The organism is Mediterraneibacter glycyrrhizinilyticus, assembly GCF_015560805.1.
Taxonomy (GTDB): domain Bacteria; phylum Bacillota; class Clostridia; order Lachnospirales; family Lachnospiraceae; genus Schaedlerella; species Schaedlerella glycyrrhizinilytica_A.
On the sequence record NZ_JADMSO010000002.1, the window covers coordinates 222,496 to 241,155 of the forward strand.

General features: G+C 48.2%; 13 protein-coding genes. All 13 read left to right on the forward strand.

Features of this window, described 5'->3' with window-relative positions; genetic code table 11:
- The first annotated feature begins 1 nt into the window (after nt 1).
- The 13 genes from I2H87_RS02980 to I2H87_RS03040 all read left to right on the forward strand — a co-directional run bounded on the left by I2H87_RS02980 (nt 2) and on the right by I2H87_RS03040 (nt 18,639).
- The gene (locus I2H87_RS02980; protein ID WP_195609293.1) at nt 2-1,591 is read left to right on the forward strand and encodes an LCP family glycopolymer transferase; all 1,590 of its coding nucleotides are present in this window, start codon (nt 2-4) and stop codon (nt 1,589-1,591) included.
- A 33-nt stretch (nt 1,592-1,624) separates the two neighbouring features.
- Nucleotides 1,625-3,148, forward strand: coding sequence for a cohesin domain-containing protein (locus tag I2H87_RS02985; protein ID WP_022151996.1), 1,524 nt, complete (start codon nt 1,625-1,627; stop codon nt 3,146-3,148).
- 130 nt (nt 3,149-3,278) lie between these two features.
- Nucleotides 3,279-5,105 carry a glutamine--fructose-6-phosphate transaminase (isomerizing) gene (gene glmS / locus I2H87_RS02990; RefSeq protein WP_195609294.1) on the forward strand — a complete coding sequence of 609 codons (1,827 nt, stop codon included), beginning with the start codon at nt 3,279-3,281 and terminating at the stop codon, nt 5,103-5,105.
- A 137-nt stretch (nt 5,106-5,242) separates the two neighbouring features.
- Nucleotides 5,243-6,571, forward strand: coding sequence for a S1C family serine protease (locus I2H87_RS02995; protein WP_195609295.1), 1,329 nt, complete (start codon nt 5,243-5,245; stop codon nt 6,569-6,571).
- A gap of 151 nt (nt 6,572-6,722) precedes the next feature.
- Nucleotides 6,723-7,823 (forward strand): UDP-galactopyranose mutase, encoded by a 1,101-nt coding sequence (gene glf, locus I2H87_RS03000; protein ID WP_195609296.1) that lies wholly within the window; start codon nt 6,723-6,725, stop codon nt 7,821-7,823.
- Between the two features lie 154 nt (nt 7,824-7,977).
- Nucleotides 7,978-9,762, forward strand: a complete 1,785-nt coding sequence (locus I2H87_RS03005) for an LCP family protein (RefSeq protein ID WP_195609297.1) — start codon at nt 7,978-7,980, stop codon at nt 9,760-9,762.
- A gap of 18 nt (nt 9,763-9,780) precedes the next feature.
- Nucleotides 9,781-11,841, forward strand: a complete 2,061-nt coding sequence (locus I2H87_RS03010) for a nucleoside-diphosphate sugar epimerase/dehydratase (RefSeq protein ID WP_009267703.1) — start codon at nt 9,781-9,783, stop codon at nt 11,839-11,841.
- A gap of 3 nt (nt 11,842-11,844) precedes the next feature.
- Complete coding sequence (locus I2H87_RS03015) at nt 11,845-13,047, forward strand: DegT/DnrJ/EryC1/StrS family aminotransferase (protein WP_022151988.1); 1,203 nt, start codon at nt 11,845-11,847, stop codon at nt 13,045-13,047.
- Nucleotides 13,037-13,738 (forward strand): sugar transferase, encoded by a 702-nt coding sequence (locus I2H87_RS03020; RefSeq protein ID WP_009267701.1) that lies wholly within the window; start codon nt 13,037-13,039, stop codon nt 13,736-13,738. The genes I2H87_RS03015 and I2H87_RS03020 overlap by 11 nt, the downstream gene beginning before the upstream one ends.
- A 16-nt stretch (nt 13,739-13,754) precedes the next feature.
- Nucleotides 13,755-14,975 (forward strand): glycosyltransferase family 4 protein, encoded by a 1,221-nt coding sequence (locus I2H87_RS03025; protein ID WP_009267700.1) that lies wholly within the window; start codon nt 13,755-13,757, stop codon nt 14,973-14,975.
- A gap of 17 nt (nt 14,976-14,992) precedes the next feature.
- Nucleotides 14,993-16,066, forward strand: coding sequence for a glycosyltransferase family 2 protein (locus tag I2H87_RS03030; protein ID WP_054703208.1), 1,074 nt, complete (start codon nt 14,993-14,995; stop codon nt 16,064-16,066).
- 32 nt (nt 16,067-16,098) lie between these two features.
- On the forward strand, nt 16,099-17,502 hold the full coding sequence (locus tag I2H87_RS03035; RefSeq protein ID WP_195609299.1) for an O-antigen ligase family protein: 1,404 nt from the start codon (nt 16,099-16,101) through the stop codon (nt 17,500-17,502).
- Between the two features lie 15 nt (nt 17,503-17,517).
- On the forward strand, nt 17,518-18,639 hold the full coding sequence (locus I2H87_RS03040) for a glycosyltransferase (protein WP_195609300.1): 1,122 nt from the start codon (nt 17,518-17,520) through the stop codon (nt 18,637-18,639).
- The last annotated feature ends 21 nt before the right edge of the window (nt 18,640-18,660 follow it).

An 18,660-nucleotide genomic window follows, 5' to 3' on the forward strand; every position in this document is an offset into this window, starting at 1 on the left:
CATGGCGAAGAGAGAACCAGCAAGTCCAGAGAATAGAAGAGCGCCGGAGCATGCAAAAAGACGGAAAAAAAGTCAGCAGGATGCCGGACGGCGTCAGGAGGACGGAAAAAGAAGAGTCAGGGAAGACCAATCGTCAAAACGAGCGCAGAACCGCGCGCGGATGGAGGAGGAAGCCCGGCTGGAGAGAATGAGAGCACAGAACCGGAAAGGGAAAGGCGGGGAAGCTGTCCGCGGCGGGAGCAAGAAGCGGCGGAAGCGAAAACGAAAGAATTCGATCGGAAAGAAGATATTGCTCGGTGTATTGATCGTGCTGCTTCTCCTTGTGCTGGCGGCGATCGGCGTACTTGCCAGCAAGATGAGCAAATTGAAGACGGAAGAATTGAATCCGGATAAACTGAGTATTTCCGATGAACTGACTTATGATGAGACCGGTTATCTGAACGTTGCATTGTTTGGTCTGGATACCCGTGAAAAAGACGAGGAGATGGGAACGCGGAGCGATACGATCATGATCGCAAGCCTGAACCGGGAGACAAAAGAGATCCGGATGGCTTCGATTTACAGAGATACATTGCTTCAGCAGGATGACGGTACTTATAATAAAGCGAATGTAGCCTATTCTTTTGGAGAAGAAGAGGAAGCGGTCGCGATGTTGAACCGTAATTTTGACTTGAACATCCAGCATTATGTGACGGTAGACTTTTCCGCATTGGTCGACGTGATCGATGCATTGGGAGGAATACCGATCGATGTCAAGGAAGAGGAGATCCCGTATATCAACGGATATGCGTGTGAGATCATTGAGAATACAGGCGTGGATACCTGGGCGGTGACGGAACCGGGACTCCAGAATCTGACAGGCGTACAGGCGACGGCATATGCCCGGATCCGTGCGATCGGAGACGACTATCAGCGTGCGGCAAGACAGCGCGAAGTGCTGACACAGATCGCAGTGAAAGCACAGCAGGCAAGTCTTTCTACGTTGAATAAGATCATTGACCGGGTATTCCCGAAAGTCAAGACGAATTTTAAACTGACAGAGATCCTCGCGTATGCAAAGGATGTAAAGAAATACAAACTGGCAGAATCCACCGGATTCCCGACGGAAGACGGAAGAGATACGATGGATTACGGGGATGCGGGGAATGTCGTAGTTCCGGTCACGCTTTTGAGCAATGCGACCGCGTTACATGAATATCTGTTTGGCGACGAAGAAGAGTATGTTCCGTCATCCAAGGTGAAAGAAATCAGCGATGAGATCGCTTATTTGAGCGGATACAGTTATCTCTCGGGGGATGATGGATCCGGATATAACGATTATTCCGGAAATACCGACAGCTCGGGATACAGCGACTACTCGGGAGGCGGCACCGATACATGGAGCGGAGACGCTTCGGGAACGGGAACCTGGGATGGAAGCACTTCGGGAGGCGGAACCGATACATGGAGCGGAGACACTTCGGGAACGGGAACCTGGGATGGAAGCACTTCGGGAGGCGGAACCGATACATGGAGCGGGGACACTTCGGGAGACGGAACATGGACGGGAGATACCTCCGGAACCGGCGATGGAACCGGGGTATATTACTAGGCGGCTGAAACAAAAAGAGAAGAGGTTGTGCAAATGAACAAGAAATTAAGAAAATGGATCATGGCAGCGGCGGTCACATGTTTTGCAATGATCTCACCGATGATCGTGAGTCATGCGGCAGACGGTATCCTGCACTTTTCGGATCCGACAGGAAAAGTAGGAGAGAATATTACGGTAACCGGAAAGATCGAGGCGAATGGCAGCCCGATCGGGGATGGTCAGGCGACGGTCACTTACGATCCTGCAAAATTGGAGTTTGTCAGCGGGACGAATGCAGAGGGCGGAGACGGAACGGTCACTCTTTTTGCGGCGGGAACCGGAACAGAGACGGAACTTCAATATGAAATGGTATTCAAAGCGCTTGCGGAGGGAAGTACAACACTCGACGTATCGGCGGCGACTGCATATATGTTTGACAACAGTACATTGAACCTGCAGCTTGGAAGCTCGACCGTTACGATCGAACCGGGCGATGGAACAGCAGCCTCCGGAACGGAAAGCAGTGGGGAGACAGACAAGGAACTGGGAGAGGCAAATATCGAAGTTGCCGGTACGATGTATGCGGTTTATGAGAATTTTACAGATGCGCTGATCCCGGATGGATTTACCCGATCGACGATTACTTATAATGGAGAGGAACACAGCGCTGTTGTACAGGACAATTCCGGAAAATCCTTTGTTTTCCTTGTGACAGGGGAAAACGATCCGATCATGGCATTGTATGATGAGAAGAACAGTAAGTTTGTTGCAGCGGAGCAGGTGATCATGGGAGATGAGTTTTATCTGCTGATCCTCGGAGAGGGAGACGGAAGTTCTCTCCCGGAACAGTTTGCGGAGACGACTCTGGAATTAAACGGAACGATCTTCCCGGCATGGCAGAATATGGAAGCAACGGATTATTACCTCGTGAATGCACTGAGCAGCAACGGCAACGAGGGCTTCTATGAATATGATTCCATGGAGGGGACTTACCAACGCTATGTTGTTTCCGAGAAAAAAACAGAGGAAAAGAAAGCGGGAAGTGGGCTGATCGCTAAAGCCCAGGATTTTGTGGAAAAGTATTTTATGATCGTGGCAGCCGCGACAGCGGCCGTGATCCTGCTTCTTCTGATCGTTATCATCATACTTTCTGTGAAGCTGGGACACAGCAATGCGGAACTGGATGCAATGTATGATGATTTTGATGAGGAAGATGATCTGCCGAAAGTAAAGAAAAATTCCAGAAAACAGTTTGTCAGACAAGACGATGACGAGGATGACGATTATCTGGAAGATGATTTTGAAGATGATGATTACGATGACGATGCGTATGATGATGACGATGCATATGACGATGAAACGTATGATGAAGATGATGAACTGTATGATGACGACGACTTTACGGACGATGACTATGACGACTACGAAGATGATGATTATGATGACGATGGTTACGACGAAGAGTATGAAGACGATGACTATGATGACTACGACGATTACGATGATTACGACGTAGAAGAAGACCGTGGAAATTCAAAAAAGAACAAGGATTACGGAATTGATTTCATAGACATCTGACAGAAGCTGTGAGGAGGGCAGCACTGCGGAGGCGGTGCTGCCCTTTTCGAATTTATGGAGGCATGAAACAGAGCGGTGCATCGCATACGGAACTGTTTTACATGACAGAAAGAAAAGGGAGGAACAGATTATGTGTGGAATTGTAGGTTATATCGGAAAGCAGCAGGCAGCGCCAATCTTGCTGGATGGTCTGGAAAAACTGGAATACCGGGGATATGATTCGGCAGGGATCGCAGTATATGACGGGGAACAGATCGGTATGAAAAAAGCAAAGGGCAGACTGAAAGTGTTGAGTGAGTTGACGCATGGGGGAGAAACGCTTCCGGGAACGATCGGGATCGGGCATACACGCTGGGCAACACACGGAGAACCGTCCGATGTGAACGCGCATCCGCATTTTAATAAAGAGCAGAGTATCGTTGTGGTACATAACGGGATCATTGAGAATTATTTGAAACTGAAAAAGAAGCTGCAGGCAAAGGGGTATGAATTTGTATCCGATACAGATACCGAAGTGATCGCCCATTTGCTGGATTACTATTATAAAGGAAATCCGCTTCAGGCGATCACAAAGATCATGCACCGGATGGAGGGATCCTATGCCCTTGGTATTCTGTTTCAGGATCATCCGGATCAGCTTTATGCCGTGCGAAAGGACAGTCCCCTGATCATCGGTCATACAGAGGGGGGATGTATTATCGCATCCGATGTACCGGCAGTCCTGAAATACACAAGAGATGTTTATTTCATTGAAAATGAAGAGATCGTCTGCATGACAGCAGATACCATGGAATTTTATAATGTGGATGAGGAGCCGATCGAGAAAAACCCGACCCATATTGACTGGGATGTAGATGCGGCGGAAAAGGGCGGGTATGAACATTTCATGCTGAAAGAAATGTATGAGCAGCCGAAAGCGATCGCGGATACATTTTCACCGAGGATCCGTGGTCAGGAGATCGTGATCGAGGAATTAGATATGTCGGAGGAGGAAATCCGGGCGGTGAAGAAAATCATGATCGTTGCCTGCGGCTCCGCTTATCACGCGGGAGTTACTGCGAAATATGTGATCGAGGGAATGGCAAGGATCCCGGTAGAGGTGGATCTTGCGTCGGAATTCCGTTACCGGGATCCACTGATCGACCGGGACACGCTTTTGATCGTGATCAGTCAGTCCGGGGAGACTGCAGATACGCTTGCAGCGCTTCGGGAGGCAAAAGAAAAAGGTTCAAAAGTGCTTGGTATCGTGAATGTGGTCGGAAGTTCGATCGCCCGGGAGGCAGATACCGTGATGTATACATGGGCAGGACCGGAGATCGCCGTCGCAACGACAAAAGCATATTCCAGCCAGCTGATCGCATTGTATCTTCTTGCGATGAAATTTGCGGAGGTGCGCAGTGTGATCGGAAAGGAAGAACTGCATGGTTATATCGAAGATCTGAAGAAACTGCCGGATCAGGTAGAGATGCTTTTGAATAATAAAAACCGGATTCAGAAATTTGCGAACCGTTATCTTGCGGCGAAAGACGTGTTTTTTATCGGCAGAGGGATCGATTATGCGATCTCTCTGGAGGGTTCATTGAAACTGAAAGAAATTTCTTATATCCATTCGGAAGCCTATGCGGCCGGAGAACTGAAACATGGAACGATCTCCCTGATCGAGGAGGGGACGCTTGTGGCGGCAGTGCTGACACAGGAAGACCTGTACAAGAAAATGATCAGCAATATGGTGGAGGTGCGTACCCGCGGGGCATTTGTGCTGGCAGTGACGAATGAGGGAAACCGCGAGGTGGAACGGGCGGCGGATTATGTGATCTATATACCGCAGACAAACCGCTATTTTACAAACTCTCTTGCGATCATTCCGCTGCAGCTGTTCGGATATTATATTTCTGTGGGACGTGGATGCGATGTGGACAAACCGCGGAATCTCGCGAAATCAGTGACAGTGGAATAAGACGAACGGCAAGAAGAACTGCTTTTGCCGGTGATTCATGCAGAACAAAATCTGTTAAAACATTGAACACAATTTTATCACAAAGACAGGTTATGATAACATCATAAAATGAAGCACAAGAGAAAGAGGGATGCCTTATGGAAAATCAATACAGTTATTATAACCCGGACGATCATCAGCAGAATGGTCAGAATGAATATCAGAATCAAGGCGGTAATCAGGGATGGTCTCACGGTCATGAGCCGCGGGAGCCAAAAGAAAAAAAGAAAATGCCAAGAGCGGTAGCGGTTGTAGGATTGGCATTGCTGTTCGGAGTCGTATCGAGTGCCGTATTTCTGACGTCGAATCTGGTCGGAAGCAAAGTGCTGGGGCTTGAAAAAAATACAGAGAGTAAGGAAACGGCATCGAAAGTCAGCGGAACGACATTGACAAAGTCGTCCAGCGTTGTGACATCCGACGTTTCCGGTGTTGTGGAAAATGTGATGCCGTCGGTTGTATCCATTACCAATCTGAGCGTACAGGAAGTGCAGAATTTCTTCGGCGGCGTTTCCCAGCAGGAGAGTGAGAGCGCGGGATCCGGAATCATCATTTCCCAGACAGATGAGGAACTTCTGATCGTGACAAACTATCATGTGATCGCGGGAAGCGAGACACTGACTGTGACATTCGATGATGAGACGAGTCTGGAAGCCAACATCAAGGGAACCGATTCCGAGCATGATCTCGCGGTGATCGCAGTACCGCTTGATACGATCTCTTCGGATACGATGGAAGCGATCGCAGTGGCGACATTGGGAGATTCTACAAAATTACAGATTGGGGAACCGGCAATCGTGATCGGAAATGCACTCGGATACGGTCAGTCCGTCACAACCGGTGTGATCAGCGCCCTAAATCGACAGAACAGCGGGACAGATGCACAGACCGGAGAAGAAGTGACAAGCGATATCAAGCTGATCCAGACAGATGCGGCGATCAACCCGGGCAACAGCGGCGGCGCGCTGGTCAATGCAAACGGAGAAGTTGTCGGCATCAATTCCTCCAAGATCGCAGGCACGACGGTGGAAGGAATGGGTTATGCGATCCCAATCAGTGATGTGATGGATATTCTGGATAATCTGATGAGTCAGAAGACGAAAGCGAAAGTGCCGGAAGAGAAAAAAGGATACCTTGGGATCACCGGATTTGACGTGACTGCTCAGAATGCAGAGCAGTTCGGCATGCCGACCGGCGTCTATATCGATGAAGTGACAAGAGGCGGCGGGGCAGATGACGCGGGATTGACTAAGGGAAATGTGATCACTGCCATCAACGGCACAAGAGTAGAGTCTATGGATGCTTTAAAGAGTGAACTGGAATATTATGCGGCAGGCGAGACCGTTTCCGTGACGGTCAGCATCCCGGAGAATAACGGGGAATACAGCGAGAAGACCGTGGATGTGACGCTTGGAAAAGCAGCAAAATAAATATAAATCAGAACGTGTGAAAATGGGAAAGAGATCCGTCAGAGGTTTCTTTCCCGTTTTTCATGCACATTTTTCATAAAAAAACCGAACTATACATATTTCCGGAATTGTGCTATACTGATTCCGATTAAATACATAGGAGGGTTTTAACATGAAATATGATTATCTGATCGTAGGAGCAGGTTTATATGGCGCGGTGATGGCACACGAACTGACGAAGAAAGGGAAACGTTGTCTTGTGATCGACAAACGCAGCCATATTGCCGGAAATATCTACTGTGAAGATATAGAGGGGATCCATGTGCACAAATACGGCGCACATATTTTCCATACATCCAATAAAAAAATATGGGAGTACATGAACCAGTTCGCGGAGTTTAACAATTATATCAACTCTCCGGTCGCGGTTTATAAAGACGAGCTGTACAATCTCCCGTTTAATATGAATACATTCAGTAAGATGTGGGGAATCAAAACACCTGCGGAGGCGAAAGCGATGATCGAAAAACAGGTGAAAGAGACCGGCATCATAGAACCGAAGAACTTAGAAGAACAGGGGCTTTCTCTTGTGGGAAAAGATGTGTTTGAAAAACTGGTAAAAGGATATACTGAAAAACAGTGGGGAAGATCCTGCAGCGAACTGCCGGCATTTATCATCCGCCGTCTTCCGGTGCGTTTTACCTACGACAATAATTATTTCAATGACCGTTATCAGGGAATCCCGATCGGCGGTTATACAAAGATCGTGGAAAAAATGCTAGAGGGAGCGGACGTACAGACGGATGCGGATTATTTTGAATTCCGAAAATCAAATCCGGATATTGCGGATACGACGATCTTTACCGGTATGATCGATGAATATTTTGATTATCAGCTGGGGGCTCTGGAATATCGTTCCGTTCGGTTTGAAACAGAAGTGCTGGATACTGACAACTATCAGGGCAATGCGGTCGTAAATTACACGGAGAGAGAAGTGCCGTATACCCGGATCATCGAACATAAGCATTTTGAATTCGGCACACAGGAGAAGACCGTGATATCGAGAGAGTATTCTTCCGAGTGGAAAGTGGGAATGGAACCGTATTATCCGGTCAATGATGAAAAGAACGGTAAATTGTTTGCCGCCTATAAAGAACTTGCGGAGAAAGAGGAACATGTGATCTTCGGCGGTCGTCTCGGAAATTATCAGTATTATGATATGGATAAGGTGGTTGAGGCAGCGCTTCTGAAACTCGAAGAGATGGGCGTGTGAAAGCGGTGGGCAAGTGTTTCGAAATTGGGACAGACGGGATATTGTGACGGAAATGTTTCGGAATTGTTGCGAAAAAACACGAAAAATGATATGATAACCGAATGTGAGTAACTGGTTCTGAGAACAGACAGGAAAAGTTTGGAAGGAAGAAACAATGGCAGAAAAACGAAAGAATGTACGAAATACAAGACCGGCAGGAAGCGGGGAACGTACGAGAAAGACGGGGAATGGCGGAAGTCCGAAGAGCAGGAGCAGTGCAAAGCAGAGCGGCGCAAGACAAGGCGGAGCAAAGAGCGCCGGAAGTACGAAGCAGCCGACAAGAAGCGCGCAGGATAAAAGGGCGCAGGCACAGCGGAAGCGGAGAATGGAAGAGCAGAGACAGCGGGTGGCATATGAGAATCCGGCAAAATCTGTGATCGGAAGCGGAAAAAAGAACGGCTATCCCGGGAATAAAAAGGGACATGGAAAGCGGGATAATCAGATCAGCTGGATGATCGGCGTTGTGCTCGGCGTGATCCAGGCAGTGGCATCGGTTGTGTTTATGATCGCGTTGTTTGTGCTGGATATGCTGCCGGTCAAATATCTGGCGATCATAGCGGGACTTTTGCTGATCGCATTGCTGATCGTATTTACGAGTCAGCTTTTGTCCAAAAAGAAAGGGATTGCCGGAAAGATTTTCAGTGTACTGATGTCGGTGATCCTGGCAGTTGGATCTTTCTATATTTTCAAGGCAAACGGAACGGTCAGCGAGATTTCCGGAAGCGGTACGAAAGTGGATAAGGTTGTGGTAGCCGTATTGGCAGACGATCCGGCAGAGTCGATCCAGGACGCAAAAGATTACAGCTTTGGCGTGCAGTATGCGCTGAAAGGTGAGGAGATTCAGGAGACGGTCGGCGCGATCAATGAGGAACTGGGAAGTGCGATCGCGGAGACGGAGTACCGCAGTGTGCAGGAACAGGCAACCGCGCTGCACAACGGAGACGTGCAGGCGATCATTTACAATGAAGCTTATAACGGGATCTTAAGTGAAGAGTTCGGTGATTTCGGCAACAGCATCAAAGTGATCTATTCTCATTCCATTGAGACAAAAGTGGAGAATAATGCTGCCGAGCAGGTAGAAGTAAAAGACGATACGTTTACCGTATATATCAGCGGTATCGACGTATACGGCGCGATCGAGACAAACAGCCGGAGTGATGTAAATATTATGGCAGTCGTCAATCCGACGTCCCATCAGATATTGCTCGTCACGACGCCGCGCGACTACTATGTGGAGATTCCGGGAATCTCCGGAGGAGAACTGGACAAGCTGACTCATGCGGGCATCTATGGCGTAGATGCATCGATGGCGACATTGGGACAGCTTTATGATACGACGATCGATTTTTATGCCCGTGTAAACTTCACATCCCTTGTGGAGATGGTGGATGCGCTGGGCGGTGTGGATGTGTATTCCGAGCAGGCGTTCACAACGAGTGAAGATACCGGACTGGTCATGAACGTCGTGCAGGGAGAGAACCATTTCAACGGGCAGCAGGCACTTGCGTTCTCAAGAGAACGTATGAATGTGGACGGCGGTGACTTCCAGAGAGGAAAGAACCAGCAGGCAGTGATCACTGCGATGATCAAAAAGGCAGTTTCCCCTGCGATCCTTGTGGGAGCAAACGGTATTCTGAACAGTGTGAGCGGCAATGTGGACACAAACATGTCTCAGGATCAGATCCAGACATTGATCAAGACACAGTTGAGCGACGGAGGCGCATGGAATATCAAATCCGTTGCGGCAGAGGGAACCGGAGACCAGCAGTATTGCTTCTCTTCACCGGGATCACTTCTGTATGTAACGCAGCCGGATCCGAATTCGGTTGCATCCATTAAGGCAATGATCGATTCCGTAGAGAACGGAGAAGTATTTACGGATTCGGAAGTTGTACAGTAATGATACATGGAGAAACAAATGGAAAAGAAAACAGCAGAAAAAGAAGAAAAAAAGCAAAGAAAGCAGGGAAAGCAGAGTTTAAAAGAAAGGGTTGAGTCATTTCCGCAGCATAAGGTCTTATTGATCGTATTGGATATCATTTTTATCAATCTAAGTTCTTTTTTGGCACTGTGGCTTCGCTTTAATATGAAGATCAGCGATATTGAATTGTGGTATGTAGATTCTATTGTTTCGGCGGCGCTTGTCAACACCGTCGGAACTGTCCTGATCTTTGCAGTCCTGAAATTGTATTCCAGTCTCTGGCGGTTTGCCAGTATCAAAGAACTGGTATATGTGATCGAGGGATGTATCGCATCGATCCTTTTGAATATCTTTTTCTACTTTTTTACTTATAAGCCGATTTTCAGAAGTTACTTTTTGCTTTACGGAGCATCGCTGTTTCTTCTAACCTGTGTGAGCCGGTTTTCATATCGGCTTGTACGGCTTTTATACCGAAGCAATATTCATGGGCGACATGTCCGGAATACGATGATCATCGGTGCAGGAGAGGCCTGTAATGTGGTCATGAAAGAACTGGAACTGAGCACGGAACTGGATGCGAGGATCTGCTGTGTCATCGACGATGATGTGAAAAAGCAGGGAACTTATATCCACGGTGTGAAAGTCGTAGGCGGAAGAGACAAGATTCTGGAATATGCAGAACGGTATGCGATCAACGAGATCATCGTGGCGATTCCGAGCGCCAGCAAGGTGGAGCAGAGAAAGATCCTTGCGATCTGCCAGCAGGTGCAGGGCTGTGAACTGAAGATCCTCCCGGGTGTGTATCAGTTGGTCAACGGCGAGGTCAGTGTCTCCAAGCTTCGGAATGTGGAGATCGAAGATCTGCTCGGAAGAGATCCGATCCAGATCACGACGGAAAAGATCGGGCGTTATGTATCGGATAAAGTGGTGCTTGTGACCGGAGGCGGCGGAAGTATCGGAAGCGAGCTTTGCCGTCAGATCGCTGCAAACGGCGTGCGCCAGCTGATCATTTTCGATATTTATGAGAATAATGCTTATGATATCCAGCAGGAACTGAAACGGACATATCCGAATCTGGATCTGGTCGTTCTGATCGGTTCGGTGCGCAACGGGCGGAAAGTCAACAGTGTGTTTGAGAAATATCGTCCGGACATCGTGTACCATGCGGCGGCGCATAAGCACGTTCCGCTGATGGAAGACAGTCCGAATGAGGCGATCAAAAATAATGTGTTCGGGACTTATAAAGTTGCTTTGGCAGCAGATCGTTATAAGACGAGCAAATTCGTGTTGATCTCTACTGACAAAGCGGTCAATCCGACGAATATCATGGGGGCGTCCAAGCGGATGTGCGAGATGATCATCCAGGTATTTAACAACCGCTCCAAAACCGAATATGTGGCGGTACGTTTTGGAAACGTACTGGGAAGTAACGGAAGCGTGATCCCGTTGTTCCGCAAACAGATCGAGGAGGGCGGTCCGGTCACTGTCACCCATCCGGATATTATCCGGTATTTTATGACGATACCGGAAGCGGTTTCCCTTGTTTTACAGGCGGGAGCAAGCGCAAAGGGCGGAGAGATCTTCGTGCTGGATATGGGAAAACCGGTCAAGATCGCCGACCTTGCGCGCAATATGATCCGATTGTCGGGGCTGAAAGAGGGCGTGGACATCGAGATCAAATATACCGGACTGCGACCGGGAGAGAAGCTTTATGAGGAACTTCTGATGGAAGAAGAGGGACTGAAAGGAACAGAGAACGAGCTGATCCATATCGGACGTCCATTGGAATTTCAAGAAGAAGAATTTTTAAAGGATCTGGAAGAACTGTATCAGGAGGCGTATGCCGAGACCGATCAGATGAAACGGATCGTCAAGAAGATCGTGCCGACTTATCATCTGCGCGAGGCAGATATCATCCGGGATCAGAAGATCCAGTCCGGATGGAAAAAAGATTTTCAGGATACAAGGACGAATCTTCCGACCGCTTTTTTGAACAGAGGAGTTGCAGATATGGATGTGGCTCATTACGAAGAACAGATGGGAAAAGAGGAGAATTGATCAATGAACGTGCAGTTTTCACCGCCGGATATTACGGAAGAGGAGATACAAAGTGTCGCGGAAGTGTTACGTAGCGGATGGATCACGACCGGTCCGAAAACAAAGGAATTTGAACGGCGGATCGCAGAGTATTGCAGAACTAGTAAGGCAGTCTGTTTGAATTCGGCGACCGCCTGTCTGGAGATGACGCTCCGTGTGATGGGGATCGGAGAGGGAGACGAGGTGATCACGACCGCATACACTTATACGGCTACATGCAGCTGTATCTGTCATACCGGCGCAACGCCGGTACTTGTCGATACGCTTCCGGGATCGTTCGAGATGGATCCGGAACAGGCGGCGGCGGCAGTGACGGAACGGACAAAAGCGATCATCTGCGTGGATCTTGCGGGGCTCCCGTACAGCTTTTATGACCGGATCTTTCAGATCACGGAAGAAAAGAAAGCGTTGTTTCGTCCTGCCAATGAACGGCAGCGGGCGCTTGGCAGAGTGGTTGTAATGGCAGACGCGGCGCATGCGTTCGGCGCATCTGCAAATGGAATGATGTGCGGACAGATTGCGGATTTCACCTGTTTTTCGTTCCATGCGGTGAAGAATCTGACGACTGCGGAGGGCGGAGCCGTTACCTGGGCAGACCGGGTGGAAAAGTCGGGGATCGACGGGGAAGAACTGTACCGTGAATATATGCTGCTTTCCCTGCATGGACAATCCAAAGACGCACTGGCAAAGACAAAAGCCGGAGCATGGGAATATGATATTGCAGCGCCGCTTTATAAATGTAATATGACAGACATTATGGCGGCGATCGGACTTGTGCAGTTGAAGCGTTATCCGGAACTTTTAAAACGCAGACGTGAGATCATTGAAGCGTACGACCGGGCATTTCAAGATTTACCGGTGATGCTCTTAGATCATTATACCGAGCACAGCACATCCAGCGGACATTTATATCTCGTGCGCCTGAACGGAAAAAGCCGGGAAGAATGTAATGAGGTCATTGAAAAACTGGCTGCAAAAGGAATCGCCTCGAATGTGCATTATAAACCGCTTCCGATGCTGACAGCGTATAAAAATCTCGGGTTTCGGATCGAAGACTACCCGAACGCCTATCGTCAGTTTGAGAATGAGATCACACTTCCGCTTCACACAAAACTGACGGATGAAGAAATTGTATATGTAACGGAGGCATTTCGGAATGTATTTTAAGAAATGGAATGAGCTTCCCGAAACGATGCGGCGTGATGCGGTGAGACCGTATTACGAGGCATTGGAAAAACGAAAAGCCGGGATCATAGTCAAACGGTGGATCGATCTGATCCTTGCGCTGGGGTTAAGTCTGGTACTTTCTCCGGTGATGCTGATTCTCGCACTTTGTATCAAATTAGACAGCAGAGGTCCCGTTTTCTTTCGGCAGGAACGGGTTACGCGATATGGGAAACTATATCGCATTTTCAAATTTCGGACGATGGTGAACGATGCGGACAAAAAAGGACCGGCGATCACGAAATCCGGAGATGCGCGGATCACACGGATGGGACGGCTTCTCAGAAAATGCAGACTGGACGAATTGCCGCAGCTTTTTAATGTGATCGCCGGAGACATGAGTTTTGTCGGGACAAGACCGGAAGTGAAAAAATATGTAGATGAATATACGGAAGAAATGTATGCGACGCTTCTTCTCCCGGCAGGAATTACTTCGAGGACGAGTATTGCGTACAAAGATGAAGATGAAGTCATGGAATCTTATCTTACGAAGACCGGAAAAAGTGTGGACGAAGTTTATGTCGAATATGTCCTGCCGGAAAAGATGCGCTGGAATCTGTGTTATCTGAAAGAATTCAGTGTGTTCGGAGATTTTAAGCTCATGATCGATACCGTGCTTGCCGTATTAAAATGATGTTGGGAGAAAAAAGATGAAGAAAATCGCAGTAATCACAATGGGAGTTCGTCTGAACCAGGAAAAAGGATACACAAGATTCCGCTATATTTGTGAATTTCTTGCAGACGCAGGGTATGAAGTCGATCTGATCACGACGACATTCCAGCATTGGGAGAAAGAACAGAGAGATCTGGAAAAGATCAAAGCGGATGACTATAAATTTGGTTTGAAATTTATTTATGAGCCGGGTTATAAGAAGAATATTGACCTGCAAAGAATACGCAGTCATCGGATCGCAGCGAAAAACCTGACGGCGCTTCTGGAAAAAGAGGGAGACTATGATCTGCTTTATGCGGAGATCCCTCCGAATGATGTGGCGCTTGCCGCCGCACGCTATGCGGAAAAGAAAGGGATTCCGTTTGTCGTGGATGTGAACGACCTCTGGCCGGAGGCCATGCGGATGGTGCTGGATATCCCGGTCGTCAGTTCCGTGCTGTTCTATCCGCTTCAGCGGGACGCGGAGAAAGTGTATGGTCTGACATCCGGTGTGATCGGAACGTCGGATGAATACCGCGATCGCCCATTCTTGCATCAGAAACGGGAGATTCCGAGGGAGACCGTCTATGTGGGCAATGATCTTGCAGATTTTGATAACGGTGCGGAAGAATATATGGCGCAGGTCAACAAAGCGGAAGACGAGTTCTGGGTGACCTATGCCGGGACGATCGGGACAAGCTACGACATCCGTACGATGGTGCTTGCTGCGGGAGAATTGGAAAAACGCGGAAGATCCGATATCCGTTTCAAGATCCTTGGCGGAGGACCTCTGAAAGCAGAACTGGAAGAGCTGGCAAATATGAAACAGATCTATTCCGTGGAGTTTGTCGGTTATGCGCCGTATGGAAAGATGGCGGCTTATCTGAAAAAGTCAGACATCCTTGTCAATTCATTTGTGAAAAAAGCGCCGCAGAGTATCGTGACGAAGATCGGCGATTATCTGGCTGCCGGAAAAGCGATGATCAATACTTGCATGAGTCCGGAATTCCGCGGAAAAGTGGAGAAAGACGGATTTGGCGTCAATATCATCCCGGAAGACGTGATCGTGCTTGCGGATATGATCGAAGATATGTATGAGAATAAAGAGAAACGGCTTGAGATGGGAGTAAAAGCCCGTCAGATCGCGGAGAATGAGTTTGACCGGAAGAAATCTTACCGGAAGATCGAGCGGATGATCGCCGGACTCTTGGAGAAATAAAAGGAGAAATCAGCAATATGACCAGAAAACCTTATTTTAGCATCGTGATGCCCGCTTACGGCGTGGAAGCCTATATCGAACAGGCGATCCGCAGCATTCAGGCGCAGACGGAAAGTGACTGGGAGATCATTGTTGTGGACGACTGTGCGAAAGACCGAAGCGGTGAGATCGCAGACCGGGAAGCCCAAAAAGACGAGCGGATCCGGGTGCTCCATCTGGAAGAAAATGTAGGGCTGAGTAAGGCACGCAATGCGGGAATGAAAGAAGCCTGCGGATCTTACATCTGGTTTATGGATCCGGATGACACCGTGGATAAGGATGTTCTGGAACAGGTGAGGAGGTCTCTGGAAAAAAATCCGGCCGAAGTCGTGATGTTTGGACTGGTAGAAGAGTATTACAACGGAAAAGGCGCACTTTCTTATACCCATGAGATCTGCCCGGAAGAGAAATTCTGCACAGGCAAAGAAGAGCTGAGAAAAGAAGTACTTTCATTAGAACAGCAGACGTTGTACGGATATACATGGAATAAGATTTACAGTCTGGATTATATGCGGAAATTAAATTTAAAGTTTGAGACGGTCACATTGATCGAAGATATTGTGTTTAACGTTCAATATTTCATGGATATTGAGCGGCTGAATATTCTCGGGATCGCTCCGTACCATTATGCCAAACGGTTGGAGGAAAATCTGACGAATAAATTCGTGCCGGATTATTTTGCGTTGCACAAACGTCGGATCGAAATGATCTACGATCAGCATGTGTACTGGAATCTTTGTACAAAAGAAGTCAAACAGGTGCTGGGCGGTCTGTATGGACGGTATATCTTGTCCGCACTGGAGAGAAACTGCGACAAAAGGTCGGGGATGGATCATCAGCAGCGATATATGTTCTGCCGCGCATTGTTCTGTCAGGGATTGTTTGAAGATCTGATCCCGGTGGCCAAGGCTGATGAGAGCAGGACGCTTAAGATCGCGCTTCGTCTGTTAAAGTGGAAACGGACGATGCTCTGTCTCTTGATGGGACGGGGGATTTATATTGTCCGGCACGGATTTCCGATTTTATATTCCAAGGTGAAATCCGGCAGATGATCAGGGGGAGATCAAAGAAAAGGATAAGAGTTATGACAGAACCAAAAATGAAGAAACTGATTTTTTACTTTAAACTATATGACCTGCTTTATGTGCTGCTTGCATTCAATGCGTTTGTCAATGGATCGGCGGTGATGGAAATCGCCACGTTGATCCTGGTCCTGTTCGGGGCTGTGACGGCTGTCTGCATGGCGGCACAGTTTCATGTATATCGGAAAATGCCGAATATCTGGATCATCGCGGCTTTTCTGGTCAGTTACCTGATCAGCTCGGGACTGACCCGGCAGTATGGCGTGACAGACAATCTGAAAGAAATGCTCTGGCTTGGCATTTCAATGATCGTGATCTATGGCTCCTCCTACATGTATGAACCGGACGAGATGAAACAGGAATTTCGCATATTGGCGTGGGTGTGGGTGGCATATTGTACGATCGCAAATCTGGTCAGCCTGTCCATGGTCGTATGGGGAAGAGGGTATAAGATCGGATCCGGAGCGACAGCAAAAGTGGTCGGTTTGAAATGGGGAAGACTCTGGGGGATCTACGACGATCCGAATCACGGCGGCACGATCGCGGTCGCTGCGATTCTGCTAACAATTTACCTGATCGTGACTGCAAAAAAAAGATGGCAGAAAGGGATCTGTCTGCTTACGATCGTGATCCAGTTTGTCTATCTTGTATTGTCGGATTCCCGGACCGGGATCGTATCGCTGACGGCAGGTATCTTTTTCTGGGGGCTTTTCCGTCAGTTTCAGAAACAACGAGAGAAAGACCGGGTATTTCGGATCCGAAAAATCGGATTTCCATTGCTCATTGCGATTTTGACGGCGGTTCTGGCATTGGGCGCGGCAGAAGCAGGCGGAGTTGTCTTTGAAAAAATGGACGCCCGGCTTGTGGCGGTCCTGCCGAAAAAAGCGGTCACACCGGAGTACGAAAAAGATACGCGCAAGACGGAACTGGAGAATGACGCGAGCAACGGACGGCTGGACATTTGGAAGAGCGGTCTGGAGATCACAAAGACTTCCCCTGTTTTCGGCGTCAGCTTCCGTAATATGACGGCGTACGCAGAAGAAATTCTTCCGGAGACATATCTGGTTGATAATGCGATCCATGCAAAATATGACTCGATGCACAATTCGGTGTTGGATATCCTTGTCAGTCAGGGAATCGTTGGGATCGTTATTTTTCTGATCCTGGCAGGGAATACACTTTGGATTTTGGCAAAACGGATCCGGGATGTAAAAGCAGAGGATTGGACGTTTCTATCCGGATGTTTTGCGGTGATCGCGGCGATGGGAGGCGGGAGTCTGTTTATTTCCATGGTGTTTTATCTGAACGGACCTCAGACATATATTTTCTGGCTGTGTTTTGGATATATGATGACGCTGCTCGTGCCGTATAAGGATGAGTCGTGTGAAAAGTCCGATGTTTTGTAGGAGGAGAAGAGGCGGATGACGGAGATACAGAAAAAGAAAATGCTACTTGGATTTATTATGGACGGAACGTCCGGCGGTGTGGACAATTACATTCTGCATTTTCTCGATGCGGTAAAAGAAGAGGGACTGCAGATCGACCTTTTGACCAATGAAGCAGATCCGGAGTTGAAAGAACGTCTGTTGAGAGAATATGGTTCTCATTTATATGAAATTGCAAATCTGCATCATCCGGTCAGACAATTCCAGCAGGTGCGGGAATTGATCCGACGAGAACAGTACGGGATGGTCTATCTGAACATCTCCACTTCTATGGACTGCATTGCGGCTCTGGCAGCCTGGTCGATGCATGTTCCGCGAAGAATGCTGCACAGCCATTCCGGCGGTAACGACTGCGAGAGCGCCGCGAAACGAGCCGTGTTTGACACGTTACAAAAGATCTGCCGGACGTTCCTGTACCGCGCCGGAACAGAATTTTATGCCTGCTCTAAGAAAGCGGGATATTGGATGTATCCGAAAAAAGTGGTGGAATCCGGTAAATTTCATGTGATCTGCAATGCAGTTGATCAGAGACGATTTTCATATCATCCGGAAATCCGGGAAGAGATCCGAAAAGAATTGGGGATCGAAGATGCTTTTGTGATCGGACATGCAGGGAATTTCTGCTATCAAAAAAATCATGAGTTTTTGATCCGGGTTTTTGAAGAGATTTACAGGAAAAATCAAAAAGCAGTGCTCCTTTTGGTCGGTCGGGGAATCCGCATGGAACAGATCCGGCGGCAGATAAAAGAAGCCGGACTGGAAAAGGCAGTTCATTTTCTTGGGTGGAGACCGGATGTGGAGCGGATCTTTCAGGCGATGGACGTATTTGTGCTTCCCTCTCATTTCGAGGGACTTCCGACTGTGGGGGTGGAAGCGCAGTGTACCGGACTTCCCTGCGTATTGAGTGATACGATCACAGCGGAAACGAAAATCACGGAAAATTGTATGTTTCTCCCGGCAAAGGAGGCACCGTCGGAGTGGGCAGACGCGATTTTGCAGATGACAGGAAAAGAGAGAAGTAGCGCCGTATTTTTAAAAGAAGCAAAAAACTATACGCTGGAAGCGCAGAAACAGATGCTGACAGATTTGGTAAAATGAGATGATTGAAAAGGATTTCTG

Coding starts and splice junctions, on each gene's coding strand:
- I2H87_RS03010 (WP_009267703.1), top strand. CDS start 9,781: ATGGAAAAGAAAACAGCAGAAAAAGAAGAAAAAAAGCAAAGAAAGCAG.
- I2H87_RS03020 (WP_009267701.1), top strand. CDS start 13,037: ATGTATTTTAAGAAATGGAATGAGCTTCCCGAAACGATGCGGCGTGAT.
- I2H87_RS02980 (WP_195609293.1), top strand. CDS start 2: ATGGCGAAGAGAGAACCAGCAAGTCCAGAGAATAGAAGAGCGCCGGAG.
- I2H87_RS03035 (WP_195609299.1), top strand. CDS start 16,099: ATGACAGAACCAAAAATGAAGAAACTGATTTTTTACTTTAAACTATAT.
- I2H87_RS03015 (WP_022151988.1), top strand. CDS start 11,845: ATGAACGTGCAGTTTTCACCGCCGGATATTACGGAAGAGGAGATACAA.
- I2H87_RS03025 (WP_009267700.1), top strand. CDS start 13,755: ATGAAGAAAATCGCAGTAATCACAATGGGAGTTCGTCTGAACCAGGAA.
- I2H87_RS03040 (WP_195609300.1), top strand. CDS start 17,518: ATGACGGAGATACAGAAAAAGAAAATGCTACTTGGATTTATTATGGAC.
- I2H87_RS02985 (WP_022151996.1), top strand. CDS start 1,625: ATGAACAAGAAATTAAGAAAATGGATCATGGCAGCGGCGGTCACATGT.
- I2H87_RS02995 (WP_195609295.1), top strand. CDS start 5,243: ATGGAAAATCAATACAGTTATTATAACCCGGACGATCATCAGCAGAAT.
- glf (WP_195609296.1), top strand. CDS start 6,723: ATGAAATATGATTATCTGATCGTAGGAGCAGGTTTATATGGCGCGGTG.
- glmS (WP_195609294.1), top strand. CDS start 3,279: ATGTGTGGAATTGTAGGTTATATCGGAAAGCAGCAGGCAGCGCCAATC.
- I2H87_RS03005 (WP_195609297.1), top strand. CDS start 7,978: ATGGCAGAAAAACGAAAGAATGTACGAAATACAAGACCGGCAGGAAGC.
- I2H87_RS03030 (WP_054703208.1), top strand. CDS start 14,993: ATGACCAGAAAACCTTATTTTAGCATCGTGATGCCCGCTTACGGCGTG.